Below are 13,657 nucleotides of genomic sequence, written 5' to 3' on the forward strand. Positions count from 1 at the left end.
TTCATAAACTGAAATAGAGGAGTTGTTTGCATGTATGAACAAGCTTGTACCACAATTTTAGTCGGGAAAAAGGCTACGGTGGATGGCTCCACCATCATCGCCCGCAACGACGATACCTTTATGCCGATTACCCCCCAAAAGTTCATCGTTCATCCCGCCGTTCACGGCCGGCATGAAACGTTGACTTCCGGTAAGAATGGCTTTACCGCACCCTTACCAGCTGATGGTTACCGCTACCAAGGGGTCCCTAATATCGAAGTGGCTGAAAAAGGTGTCTTTGAAGAAAACGGCTTTAATGAAAAGAACGTCGGCGTTTCTTCGACTGAAAGTGTTTATGGGAACGAACATACATTGACCTTTGATCCATTTGTTAAAAATGGGTTGGCGGAAGATTCCTTACCAACGATGGTCACCCCATTTATCGATTCTGCTCGCGAAGGGGTCACTTATTTAGGACAATTAATTGCCAAATATGGGTCACCTGAAGGGAACGGGGTCTTGTTCAATGATAAAGACGACGTTTGGTATATGGAAATTGTCACTGGCCATCATTGGGTCGCACAACGAATTCCCGACGATGCCTATGCTGTTGCTGCGAACCAAGTGGCCATTCAATGGGTCGACTTTGATGATCCGGATAACTTTATGTGGTCAGATGGTATTCAAGACTTTGTTGCCGAACATCATTTGAATCCTGACAAGGAAGGCTTTAACTTCCGGCACATCTTCGGAACTGACAATGAAAAAGACCGCCATTACAATACGCCACGGGTTTGGTATGGGCAACGCTACTTCAACCCCGAGATTGAACAAGATCCACAATCTAGTGAATTGCCATTTATCTGTCATGCGGCTAAGAAGATTTCCGTAGCGGATGTCGAATATGTCTTGGGCTCACATTACAATGAGACCAAGTACGATCCGTTCACTGATTCACCAGAAGCCAAGAAATTCCGGCCAATCTCAATGAACCGGACGCAAAATTCACACGTCATGCAGATTCGTAACGATGTGCCTGCTGACCAAAGTGCGATTATGTGGATGACCTTTGGGATGCCGGCCTTTGCGCCATTCTTGCCATTCCATGCGAATATCTCTGAAACTGATCCTAGCTTTGCAAATACGCCATTAACGTATGACCGCAAGAGCGCTTATTGGTTGTATCGGACCGTGTCGATGATTGTGGAATCCCACTATGCAGACTTCGTTCAAGATGATATTGATTATTTGAAGGAATGTCGGATCGAATTGGCTCAATTTGTCGCCGCAACTGACAAGCAAGCGGCCCACTTATCTGGTGATGAATTGACAGCGTTCTTGACGGCACAAGATAAAAAGATGGTTGCGCAAATGCGTGACAAAGCTGAAGACTTGATTGGCCGGTTGATCACTAAAGGGTTAACGCTTTCGAAATTAACGTATAACGTGGATATCAACCTTTAAATTATCGGTATGGTCACAATCTGTGTATAATATAACCATAGAAGTCCTAATCCAAAGGGAGTGATCTGAAATGGATGAAAATGTTTTATTCAATCCGGGCGATGCGATTTCTGAAGCCCATGATTATAATGAAGCGTTACGCAGTGCTGATATCTATAATGCACAACAAGGTCGTAAACGTGGTATTTTAATTGCTAAGCCGCTCAATGAGGATCAAGGGTATTCGATTTTTTATGCCGATGACCTGATTCCCGCGGATCGGTCGCAAATGGATGCCAAGAAGTATCAAGTTACCAAACGTTTTGATCAAGATAAAAAGTCATAACGACATACAAAAGGTGCGCCAGCTCAGTTGAGTTGACGCACCTTTTGTATGTGCCTATAAATCACCAGTATCTTTAAGGCGTTTTTCAAGTAAATAAGCATCCATATAACCAAAGGAGAGTTCGACGACTTGGTCTAGGTCAATCAAAGTGCCGACGCGATTCAATTGATTATCATCTTCTACATTATAGAAGATAAAATGATCATTCGTGAGTTGCCCGGGATAGCCAGTCATATCTGGTAATAACGTATTGTTAGTCGTTAAGTGCAGCAGGGTGTGGAAGTTACCAGCTTGCCGCAACAAACTTTCAAATAAATCAGTCGTGCCGTCAAATAAACGTTCATCATTTAAGACGGGTTGGACATTTAATTCGTATTGTCGATTTAATTCAATAAAGCCACGCATTGTCTGTAAGTAATCGGATTGGATCGTCACCGATTCAATCAAGGAGCGCCGGCATAACGTATATCCGCCGAATTGGCCCGTCATATCAACCAAGTTAATGAGGACACTATTAGCATTCAACGTATTAACGAAGCCGACGAAGAACATATCAGAACCGTCCGCCGATTGAATGGCAATTAGCTGATGCGTTGCTTGTGCGTGGGTCAATGTTTCGTCAATTGCCGTTGGTCCGGTGGCTTTAACCGCATCAACGTGCTGGAAGTCGGTCTGGACATAGGCACTTTCAAGTAACAGCTCATTTCCACGAAATTCAACGATATTGATCGCTTCATAGGCTAAGGTTTGCGTTGCATGATTTTGATAATTGAACTTATCAAAGGTTTTAAACGTGAATTGGTGATCTGCCAGCATCTGAACTTGACCTTCTAAGTAGTTGTCGTTGTCGGCGGCGACTAATAAGATCACTTGCTTAGTGGTTAAAGCTTTGGCTAGAATCTGTGGTAACTCACCTTGTTCGGCGTTAAAGTGAACTGGCGCTTGTGGAACTGTGGTCAGGCCTTCTTGGTCAGCATTGGCAATTCGAAAAGCCATATTGTCTAAATCTTCACTCATTGTTTCAACTTCATCAATTACCTGGTAGCGCATGAAGACGGCACCATCTTGAAGCCCGGCGTCATCGTAAGTATTTACGACCACGCCATCGGGTGCCAGACTATCGATATAGCCTGTATAAACGACCTCACTATCGGCTTGATAAAGATTGATGAGATTAGCTTGGCGTTCTGCCAATTGTAAATCATCGATAATTGAACTCATCTGGTCTAACCCCCTTCATTCGTATCGTTCCATGATAGCACGTTTTACTAGTGAACCGGTGCTTTTAGCCTACGATTTAGCGGAAAACTAACTTAGTGAAAAGTTGAGTAGGCGTTGTGACGCATCGCTATTGATCAGCAAAATTCGTGGTGACCAGCACTATAGTCAAAGGACGGTCTGCAGGGGGCGGCCCACAGCTTAAAGGTCGGTTCAGATACTAGAGACCAACTGTTTTGACACGGTGAGCCTTCAAATTCTAATGCTTAGTACTAGCAAAAAAGGTTTGGACCTGAGTCCAAACCTTTTGCGTGCACTAGCCGCGAAAATAATCATAACTGCCTAAAATCGCGAGTACATAACCAGCTGCCAAAGCCAGTGACCATAACATGCCACTGATCTGACTGAATCCACGGGCCTTGCAAAACCGTAGACAGCCGCTAGTTAAGCCGGCAAGTGCCAAACCAAGTAGCGTAACGCTAATGGCGCGGCCCCATTTACCGAGTAGTGCACAGCCAATACTAATCACCGTTAAGCCGACAATAATCAGCCAGCGGTAGCGTTTAGTTAGTGGTTGTTGCATGTTAATCATCCCATCATAGATAGTGAACGCCTTGAATAATCTGCTTAGTAAAATTCTACCATTGCAACCCATAGTTTGGCAATTGGGATGGGATAGATTTAATAAAAAGACTAAGTCTAATGGGCGACCGGCAATAATTGAGATATAGGGTGATAGGTGACTATTTTACTGAATTTGATGGATTGAAATAGTCGTGGTTACAGCTTTTTGTTATAATATAATCGTCTATTATTGGTTGATTGAAATTAGCCGATAAATGACTAATGATTTTCAGTTAACCAAACCAACGCTAGTAGTCTGGAAAGCACCGCGACGGGGGTGCGACTAGCTAGTCAATCGGGTTAGCCGTTCACAAGGCGGATAACAGATGGTCAGGCAACATAGATCTTGATGCAAGCGAACTTGCTGGCTAGCAGTATCGGTTGTTTGGTCAATAAAGTCTAACCAAGCACCGGTTTGACGGGCCGCTCGTTTTTTAAGGCCTAATTGATCACTAATAAAGATAATTTGAGCTTGGTAATCATACTTGCGAATCATGGTGGCTAGCTTTAGCCCGCGCGTCTTGGAATCGGGAAAGCTGATGGCCAGCAGATACAAGTTTTTTTGTCCCGTGTTATAGGTCAGGTAAGTTTCAACTTCAGCCGGTTTAGCGGTAGCTAAGGTAATATGAATGGCTAGTTCGGGATGTTCTTTTACATAGTTTTTAACAATTAAGCGATGGGTTGCTAAGATGGTGGGGTCATCTTCGCATATTATGACATTTAACATATTATACTTCTCCATAAAAGTCGTCAGTAGTAGTTGATCAGCGTATAAATAGCTGGTTTTATGATTGTTAACCAGGCTTAAGAATTAATGGTTCGTTTTTATCATCAAATTTTGAACTTACAGTTAGGTGTGACTACTCGTTAGTCATTACCGTCGAAGGGGATTCAATGATATGTTTCTTGGAACAAGAATTTATGAACGCCGTCGTCAGCAAGGCTTAACGCAGACCGAACTGGCTCACCAGATTTGCACGCAAAATACCATTAGTAAGCTTGAAAAGCATAACGTGGCACCAACCGTTAATATTTTGATCAAGTTGTGCCAACGTTTGAATTTAACTTTGAATGATGTCTTTGACGATTTTGATGCCAATACGTCTTCAGAAGAACATCAATTATTAACAAATCTGGAAACGCAATTATTATTACAAGAGGCCACGCCGAAAACTTTGGCCACATTCAAGTTATTACGACCGGCTGATATGCAGCCCACCGATCACTTGCAGTATGCGTTAGTTAAGTCGATGCTAGAGTTGCAACAAGGTCAGTTGGATGATGCGCAATTCACGCTGGACCAAGTCTTACAACTGACCAAAAATGATGCCACTAATGTGGATACGGTCTTGGCCTATATTCTGAAAGGCGAAAGTTATGCCGAAAAGCACGTTGAACGCATTGATTATTATATGCAGCTGGCCACGCATGCGGTGAAAGAAAAAGTCTCTTTGCCAGCCGCAACGTTAGTTGAACAACTTTTTATCTGCCAGGCGTTAGCGGCGTACCATTACCAACAGCAGGCGCAAAAAGTAGCATTGCATTATTGTCAACAAGGTTTGAAATTAGCCCAGGTACACCATTCAACGATGTTTATGGGACCGTTGAGTCGCGTTTACGTCGACTTATTGCGTGATGATCCGGCTAAACGGGCGACTTTTGAGAATTATCAAAAGATTGTCACCCTGTTGGCCAAAGTCGATATCTAAATTAGCCCATTTATGTTTGGTATTAGTTGAATTCGGTGGCCGCTGGCTGGTTAAACTGACAGCTGGAACTGTTTATTAATGATCGCCCAACTAGCATCAAGCGGGTAACTTATTTAAATTATTGCTTATTGATCGGCTCAGCCAAATTTGGCTGGGCCTTTTTGGTTAGCTACTAGCGAGTTGGCGCGGATTATCGATTTGTGCGGGTAGATAAACCGGATTCAGATAGAGTAATTCCAAATTACCAGGACTATTTTGAATGACCACTTGGGCGGTCTGATAGTTAGCAACAATGAATTGGGTCTGGGTGGTTTGTTGCAAGTAAGTTGTCAGTTGGGCACTGTGCGTGTAGGTCGCAGAGATAAATGGGACGGCCTTGATCTGCGGCTGTTGCATCAACTGTTGATAAGTGTCATTTTCTAATAGTCCGACCATGGCGCACGGTTGCGGTAAATAATGGGCCAACCACCAAGTTGTAAACGTCGCAGTATTAGTAAACGTATTCGTTTGAATGCCACTACTATTGAATAACTTGACGTTGACTTGCTGGCCAGCTTGATAGTCAACAATGAGACTGACCAAGCCGTCAAGACGGTAATATTGTTCTTGGGTTAACGTGCCATCAGCATCAAACAGGGCGTTAGCGGCCAATAAACCGTGTTGATTAAAGAAACTACGCTTGATTAAATGCCCATTAGTTAAATAACTAATGGCTTTGATCCGCGTATCATCATCGGTTTGGTAGTCCACTTTCAGTTGTCCGCGGTTGTCTGTTAACGTGACTGTTCGGACGTGATTGGCGGCGTCCCACTGCTGATCAGCAATGTTGGTCGGCAATTGAACCGGTTCACCCGTTGCAATCCCCTGATTTTGAAGCTGATAAAGTGGATTGATAATCGTGAGCTGTTGTTGGTCTAACTGGTTTTGGTCGGCCCAGACTTCGAGTTCAGCCACTAAGTTGATATCGAATAATGCCGAATACAGGCCGACTGTCGATGCGCCCGCAGCTAGTAGCCGGGTGACCGTCTGGACTAAGGCATCTGGTTGTTGTGGCAAAAAGCTATCAAGGGCAACGACATAATGGTGCTCGTTATCAGTATTCAATTGGCGAACTTGATGTGTCGTACCAAACCAATCTAATAATTGTTGCTTAGCAAGCTTGATGTGCGTATTGAGCTTGGCTAAATGGGCCGTGGCGCGCTGTTGATTGGCCGTTAGCTGGTCGAGCTGCGTCGCGAGGTCGGCGAGTTGTTGGCTTTGCTGGCCAGCCCGTAGCTGAATTGCTTGCTTGGCAGCCATTTTGGTGGCTTGGGCCGCTGCTAATTGTTTTTTGAGCTGCTGTAATTGCTGCTTATTGACATTGGTCGCAGTGGTTAATTGCGTCTGCTGCGCCCGAGTGGCGGTTTGTTGGGCGCTGACTTGTTGCAATTGGCCCGCTAACTGTTCTAACTGAGTACGATAAGTTTCAACCGCTGCTAAGAGTTTTAAAGGATCTTGCTCCGCATGTAAGGTCTGAACAATCCGTTGGCGGGTTGTGGTTAAGTGTTGCTGTTGATTAGCTAATGCCCGTTGCTTTTTAGTCTGTTCGACTAGCTGGGCAGTTAGCGTTTTAAGGGTGACCTGCTGATTGTCAATTTGAGCTTGCAGCGTTTGTAGCTGCTCGTCTGCACTCGCGACTTGTTGGGTTAAGTCAGTATTGTCTAACGCTTTAGCCAGCTGTTGATTCAAGTCGTCGATGCGGTGATTAGTTTGGGCTAGGTCTTGCTTGACGGTCCGTCTGGTTTCGCGTTGTTCTTCTAATTCAGCAAATAATTGTGCTTGTAGTTGGGCACGGGTCTGATTGTAATCAGTGGTGATGGTGGAGATTTTCTTAACCAGGGTATGTAGATCGTAACGGTCGAGTTTCATCGAGGCCGCAGCTGGTGAAATGATGGGCGCTGCATCGATTGCAGCTGGTGATTGAAACTCGGCTGCTTGATTGGCGACGGTTGTTGCAGCGTCAGCCGTTTGTGGGTTGTTGCTGGATTGTTTGTGTCTGGACTTAAAAAATTTCATGAATACTCCTCCAAAAGATTGTTCATGGATGATGGTATCAATCAGCTATCACTTGAACTGTGACTATCAAGTCAATGGGAGCTTGCTGTGGGTGATCGCTAGACTGACGTGGTAAAGCTGGATCAGTTCAACCAAATTTTACTATGGGCTATTAATTGTGAAGTGCGTTGATTAAAAGTAAGTAACGCGTGATAACTAATTGTCCCATGCATTAAGATAGCATATTCACAGAATAATTACACGCTATTTATAAAACAACACAATAAATAAATTAATAATTAATGGATACTTGAATTAGTCTTGAATTCTAATTTACATAATTAATCTTTATTAATATATACGATATTGAATGCTTTAAATCTTGATATAACTGTTGAGTCGTGAGCAAGCAGCGGCTGACTAGTCACATTGTATTTTTGTTTCTTTGAATAAAATTTTTAATATGAAGCAATTGATAGTATTTTAAAAAAGCAAGGTTGTTATGGTATGAGTAGCTTAAAGTAATGGATTTTTAAGCGGATATTAACAGCTAGCGTCGACTGCCGATTTGTTGAGAATTAAGCAAATATGTAAAAATAGGATATTTAATACATTCAAAATAGTTATTATTTAATTGCAATTTACAATAAAATTAGCTATAGTAAATTTGTCAAAGTGATGGATGGACTGGAAAGTGCGGTTTTTCGCTTAAATTCAAACTTTGGCAAAAAAGGGAGGGACTTTGAGGTGAAATTTAAAGGAATTCGTGATTATGAGCGGATTGACACGGAATCAAAGCAATATTATAAGATGTATAAGTCTGGTAGGTCATGGGTATATGCGGGCCTATTAACGACTTTCTTTGTCACGTTGCCAATCTTAAATAGTCGCGCGGCTAAGGCTGATACGACTGCTACGGATACGACTAAAGCAACGGTGGTTACTGGCAGCAGTGCCAGTGATGCGCCGACAATGGCTAAGTCAAGCTTGGCAAGTACGGTAAAACAGGCAAGTACAGCGCCAACTCAAGCTGCTGCGACGGCGTCATCGCAAGCCAAAACGGCGAGTGGTCCAACTGTGGTGAGTGCGCCTAGTCTCAATCGGCCAACCGTAGTTACCAATGGTACGACGGTGACACTAACGGGGACAGCGACGGCTGGGTCAACGATCACAGTCACCGCTGACGGTGTTAATCAAGGCTCAATCGCAGTGACTGGTACGGGAACCTATTCATTAACCGCTTATGCTGGTCAGACGATCACTTTGGTTGCCAGTCGGAATGGTCAAACTAGTGCTGCGGTTACTGTGGCATTACCTGGTCAAACCGCTGTCAGTTCAGCAACGACAACTAGTAGCGCTGCGGCTAATCAAGGACGGGATTCGGCATCGAGTGCGACCGATACCACAAGTATTGCCGCGACGACAGCTGGTCTTAGTTCGACGACAGCTAGTTCAGCTGCAGCAAGTGCGGTTACAGTAGCGCCAAAGGTTACGAGTTCGGCAGCTACTAATGATTTTAACGGGTTAGCGATGGCTACCCCTAATCACCAAGCTGTGCCGGGAACGACGCCATCAACCGCCGCAACGGTCCCAACTGTTGCAGCGGCAGAAGTGGCTACTGAGACACCAGCGGTTACTAGCATGGCTGATCAACAATTGCATTTAGCTGAGGTCATTGCCAATCCCGCTAGTGCTAAGTTAGCGATGTTGGCCTTGCCAGTGGTTGAAGATGCCACAGTCATGACGACGCCGACCGATCCTACGACTACCGGTGCGACTGGTGGGAATGGCGTTGGCCTAACGTCGACACCGACCCAAGCATATAATCAAGCCGATGGTAGCTTTACAGTAACTGGGCAAGCGACGGCAGGAGCTCGAATTACCTTTAAAACGGCTGCTGGTACGGATATTACTTCAGTGAACACCGCAACTAATGGGACCTATACGGCAACTTTAGTCGGTGTGCATTCCGGTGATCAAATTTCAATTACGGTCGCCAAAGATGGCGTCAATTCGACACCGCAATTATTAACGTTAAAGAATAATACGACCGGAACGAATGCCATTCATAAAACTGGACTATTGGAAGGTAGTGTCTTTGGCAAAGCGGGTTATGTTGTTGATAATACGGCGACGGCCCAATTAGGCGAAACGGCCGCAGTTGCTGAAATGATTAAGCAGGCTAATGCCGCTAATTTGCAAAAGAAGGATTCTGGCCGAATTACCGATAGTACTGGGACTGCTCTGAATCCGACGAATGATAATAGTACGGATAATAATGATAGTTACGATGATAATATTCTGTACGGTGGGAAAACCTATGTGTCTGGTGCGCATAAAGTGGCCTCAATCGGGGTTGACATGATGAATAGTCAAGGGGCGCTGAGCTCGGATTCTAATAATCTACAAACCCGCTATACCGATATTGTCACTGCGATTGAAAATCCAGGGTTGTCTGTTAAGTTGATTGGCTCGACGACTAATGGGGCAACCTTTGGCTTTGATAGTCGGATTAATAATTCGGTCAAGATTGGGACTTGGACCGTTCAAAGTGCCAACCGTTCTGGCGCCATCGTTAAGAATAACAATACCGGTGAGACGTTCCAGATTACCGATGCGACCTCCATGTCGAACAATTTATTTAGTGAATCTGGCGTTAAAGCTGGCAATCAGCTGACGAATGCGGCAGTGATTGAAACCACCTATATGGGTGGCCCCATTGAAAAGCTGTTTAAGATCTTTACGTCTGGGATTACTGGGATTCTAGGTGCTGGTGGGGTCGTAGCCTTGATTCCTGATACGTTATCGCAAATTGTGGCCATCATTCCAGCGCTGAAAAATTCGGCTTATTATGCAGGTCTGCAGGCTTCGGTACAAAAAGTTAAAGATGATCAAGCAGCGTTGGCAGCTTTAGGCGGTAATTCAATTGCCATTACAAAACTCGCTGGGGTGACCAAGCAGCCTGGTGGGACTTATAAAGTCACGAATGATTCTAGTTTAACGGAATCTTTGACGAACTATTTACAATCAGCGGTCAATACTTGGATTGTGGATGCCTATGATATGATTGCGTCCTTAATTGCCATGTCTAACACGAGTGTTAACGGTGGTGGGACGGCGATTGGGAAACTACCAGTGGTTGGTAATTTACTGCAAGGGTTAAGCGACACCTTGAATAACAAAGTTCAAGATGCGTTTACTACCGTGACGCAGTTTATTGCTGATACGGTTGGTCAAGCCTTGGGGCAAGTGGCGGATCTTTCACTTAGCGGGGTCCAAAAAGTGGTCCTCCCTGTCAGTTTTACCGATCCAGATTTCTCAGCCCAACAAAGCACTGACGGTAGTTCACAGTTAGATACACTGGGAATTGGGAACTTCGCTCAACTCGTGGTTACTTCAACACCGACTTTTTACGGTGTCAGTCCTAAGAGTCCAATTGAAACATCGATTGCGTACCAGCGGGTTGATAAGACTCATCTGAGACAGCAGTATGAAGCGTTGACAGACGAACAAAAGAACAGTGCAGAAGGTATTGCGGCACGGCTAGTCTTAGAAAATCTGAGTGGGACTCGTTATACCGATACGGATGCTTTAAATGCCATTAGTCCTGATCTGATCCAAGGTGATGCGGATAAAGATGGGGTTTCAGACTTTAATGAAATGTATATCGATCATACGAATGAACATGTGAAGGATACTGACAAAGATGGTCTGACAGATTTACAAGAAAAGCAATATGGTACCAAAGCAGGGGTGCCTGATGACGTCTTGAGCGGTAACGAAAGTTCATTGAAGGCTGATCGTGATACCGATGGCGATGGGTTAAGCGATGCTGATGAAGTCAATAAGTATCATACATCACCAACGCAAGCCGATACGGATGGTGATGGCATTAGCGATGGTCAAGAGATTAAAAATAAGACTAATCCCCTTATGCGTGATACTGACGGTGATGGCATTATTGATGGTAAGGATATTGATCCGTTAGGTGGCGACCCTAGCTTTTCTGAAGGCATCGATACTGACAGTGATGGCATTCCAGATGCGTTAGAAACTAAACTTGGTACTGATCCGAACAAGCCAGATACGGATGGCGATGGCCTCACTGATCTTCAAGAGTTGCAATATGGGACGAATCCATTAAAGGCGGATACCGATAATGATGGTGTCAGTGATGGTCAAGAAGTTAAGGACTACACGAATCCGTTAAAGGCCGATACGGATGGCGATAACTTAACTGATGGTGAAGAAAAGATGCGCGGCACCAATCCGTTAATGATTGATACGGATGGTGATGGTTATACAGATGGTCGCACGAAACAAGACGCATCTGAATATGATATTGAGACGGCCTTCTTAAATATTGGTGGTGTGGAGTTATCGGCTAATCCAAGTATTGACGGCAATTCAACGAGTGGTTATACGATTACTGGTCAAGGAACTGCCGGCGCCACCGTGACCGTAACCGATGGGGTTGGTAAGCAAGTCGGACAAGCAACAATCGATGCTAACGGAAATTATCATGTGGCGTTACCTGGTTCAATCGGTGCTAAAGTCGCATTGACATTAACCCCAGCTAAAAACGGGACAACTGGTAGTTCATTGACTATTATGACCCCAGCTGATGCCGGAACTGATACTGGTTCCGGTTCGAATGGTGGATCTGATTCGAATACTGGCTCCGGTTCGAATGGCGGCTCTGATTCGAGTACTGGATCAGGCTCAAATGGCGGTTCTGATTCGAATACTGGCTCCGGTTCGAATGGCGGTTCTGATTCGAATACTGGTTCCGGTTCCAACACTGGTTCCGGTTCGAATACTGGCTCCGGTTCGAATGGCGGCTCTGATTCGAATACTGGATCAGGCTCAAATGGCGGTTCTGATTCGAATACTGGTTCCGGTTCGAATGGCGGTTCTGATTCGAATACGGGCTCCGGTTCAAATACCGGCTCTGGGTCGAATGCAGGTTCCGGTTCGAATGGCGGTTCTGATTCGAATACGGGCTCCGGTTCAAATACCGGCTCCGGTTCGAATACTGGATCAGGCTCAAATGGTGGATCTGATTCCAACACTGGCTCCGGTTCGAATGGCGGTTCTGATTCGAATACTGGCTCCGGTTCAAACGCTGGCTCTGGTTCGAATACTGGATCAGGCTCAAATGGTGGATCTGATTCCAACACTGGCTCCGGTTCGAATGGCGGCTCCGGTTCAAATACAGGATCTGGTTCAAATACAGGATCTGGTTCAAATGCTGGCTCCGGCTCAAACGCTGGCTCCGGTTCAAATGGTGGATCTGATTCCAACACTGGTTCTGGTTCGAATACAGGCTCCGGTTCGAATGGCGGTTCCGACTCGAATACCGGTTCCGGTTCGAATGGCGGCTCTGATTCGAATACTGGCTCCGGTTCGAATGGCGGTTCTGATTCGAATACTGGATCGGGCTCAAATGGTGGATCTGATTCCAACACTGGCTCCGGTTCGAATGGCGGCTCCGGTTCAAATACAGGCTCTGGTTCAAATACAGGCTCTGGTTCAAATACAGGCTCTGGTTCAAATACAGGCTCTGGTTCAAATACCGGATCTGGTTCAAATACCGGATCTGGTTCAAATACCGGATCTGGTTCAAATACCGGTTCCGGTTCGAACACTGGCTCCGGTTCAAATACTGGTTCTGGTTCGAACACTGGCTCTGGGTCGAATACAGGCTCAGGTTCAAATGGCGGTTCCGACTCGAATACCGGCTCAGGTTCAAATACCGGTTCCGGTTCAAATGGCGGTTCTGATTCGAATGCTGGTTCCGGTTCAAACACCGGCTCTGGTTCAAATACAGGCTCCGGTTCAAATACAGGTTCCGGTTCGAATGGCGGTTCAGGTTCAAATACAGGCTCAGATTCAAATACCGGTTCCGGCTCGAACACTGGCTCCGGTTCAAATGGTGGTTCCAGCTCGAACGCTGGTTCCGGTTCGAACACTGGCTCTGGTTCGAATACAGGCTCCGGCTCAAACGCTGGCTCCGGTTCAAATGGTGGTTCTGATTCCAACACTGGTTCTGGTTCAAACACTGGCTCTGGTTCGAATACAGGCTCCGGTTCGAATGGCGGTTCCGACTCGAATACCGGTTCTGGTTCAAATACCGGTTCCGGTTCGAACACTGGCTCCGGTTCAAATACTGGTTCTGGTTCGAACACTGGCTCTGGGTCGAATACAGGCTCAGGTTCAAATGGCGGTTCCGACTCGAATACCGGCTCAGGTTCAAATACCGGTTCCGGTTCAAATGGCGGTTCTGACTCGAATACTGGTTCCG

8 protein-coding genes are annotated in these 13,657 nt (G+C 45.4%); 4 read left to right on the forward strand and 4 right to left on the reverse strand.

Features of this window, described 5'->3' with window-relative positions:
- Nucleotides 1–30 precede the first annotated feature (30 nt).
- Together FFM80_RS00530 and FFM80_RS00535 are read left to right on the forward strand one after the other, a co-directional pair.
- Nucleotides 31–1,443, forward strand: coding sequence for a C69 family dipeptidase (locus FFM80_RS00530; protein WP_137639024.1), 1,413 nt, complete (start codon nt 31–33; stop codon nt 1,441–1,443).
- Nucleotides 1,444–1,513: 70 nt separating this feature from the next.
- Nucleotides 1,514–1,768, forward strand: coding sequence for a hypothetical protein (locus FFM80_RS00535; protein WP_137639025.1), 255 nt, complete (start codon nt 1,514–1,516; stop codon nt 1,766–1,768).
- Between the two features lie 54 nt (nt 1,769–1,822).
- Here the strand turns inward: FFM80_RS00535 and FFM80_RS00540 are convergent, their stop codons facing one another.
- The 3 genes from FFM80_RS00540 to FFM80_RS00550 all read right to left on the reverse strand — a co-directional run bounded on the left by FFM80_RS00540 (nt 1,823) and on the right by FFM80_RS00550 (nt 4,337).
- Nucleotides 1,823–2,989 (reverse strand): hypothetical protein, encoded by a 1,167-nt coding sequence (locus tag FFM80_RS00540; RefSeq protein WP_137639026.1) that lies wholly within the window; start codon nt 2,987–2,989, stop codon nt 1,823–1,825.
- 313 nt (nt 2,990–3,302) lie between these two features.
- Nucleotides 3,303–3,569, reverse strand: coding sequence for a hypothetical protein (locus FFM80_RS00545; protein ID WP_137639027.1), 267 nt, complete (start codon nt 3,567–3,569; stop codon nt 3,303–3,305).
- Between the two features lie 324 nt (nt 3,570–3,893).
- On the reverse strand, nt 3,894–4,337 hold the full coding sequence (locus FFM80_RS00550) for a response regulator (protein ID WP_171000998.1): 444 nt from the start codon (nt 4,335–4,337) through the stop codon (nt 3,894–3,896).
- A gap of 172 nt (nt 4,338–4,509) precedes the next feature.
- Here FFM80_RS00550 and FFM80_RS00555 point away from each other — a divergent pair, with 172 nt between their 5' ends.
- Nucleotides 4,510–5,319, forward strand: a complete 810-nt coding sequence (locus FFM80_RS00555; RefSeq protein ID WP_137639029.1) for a helix-turn-helix domain-containing protein — start codon at nt 4,510–4,512, stop codon at nt 5,317–5,319.
- Nucleotides 5,320–5,484: 165 nt separating this feature from the next.
- Here the strand turns inward: FFM80_RS00555 and FFM80_RS00560 are convergent, their stop codons facing one another.
- Nucleotides 5,485–7,374, reverse strand: a complete 1,890-nt coding sequence (locus FFM80_RS00560) for a hypothetical protein (RefSeq protein WP_137639030.1) — start codon at nt 7,372–7,374, stop codon at nt 5,485–5,487.
- 726 nt (nt 7,375–8,100) lie between these two features.
- On the opposite strand from FFM80_RS00560, the gene FFM80_RS00565 reads away from it, so the two are divergent.
- The coding region (locus FFM80_RS00565) for a KxYKxGKxW signal peptide domain-containing protein (RefSeq protein WP_171000999.1) at nt 8,101–13,657 on the forward strand (5,557 nt) is incomplete at its 3' end.

This window comes from Lactiplantibacillus dongliensis, from assembly GCF_005405105.1.
Lineage (GTDB): Bacteria > Bacillota > Bacilli > Lactobacillales > Lactobacillaceae > Lactiplantibacillus > Lactiplantibacillus dongliensis.

Excerpts from the sequence above, each read along its gene's own strand:
- FFM80_RS00530 (WP_137639024.1), top strand. The coding sequence starts at position 31 with ATGTATGAACAAGCTTGTACCACAATTTTAGTCGGGAAAAAGGCTACG.
- FFM80_RS00535 (WP_137639025.1), top strand. The coding sequence starts at position 1,514 with ATGGATGAAAATGTTTTATTCAATCCGGGCGATGCGATTTCTGAAGCC.
- FFM80_RS00540 (WP_137639026.1), bottom strand. The coding sequence starts at position 2,989 with ATGAGTTCAATTATCGATGATTTACAATTGGCAGAACGCCAAGCTAAT.
- FFM80_RS00545 (WP_137639027.1), bottom strand. The coding sequence starts at position 3,569 with ATGCAACAACCACTAACTAAACGCTACCGCTGGCTGATTATTGTCGGC.
- FFM80_RS00550 (WP_171000998.1), bottom strand. The coding sequence starts at position 4,337 with ATGTTAAATGTCATAATATGCGAAGATGACCCCACCATCTTAGCAACC.
- FFM80_RS00555 (WP_137639029.1), top strand. The coding sequence starts at position 4,510 with ATGTTTCTTGGAACAAGAATTTATGAACGCCGTCGTCAGCAAGGCTTA.
- FFM80_RS00560 (WP_137639030.1), bottom strand. The coding sequence starts at position 7,374 with ATGAAATTTTTTAAGTCCAGACACAAACAATCCAGCAACAACCCACAA.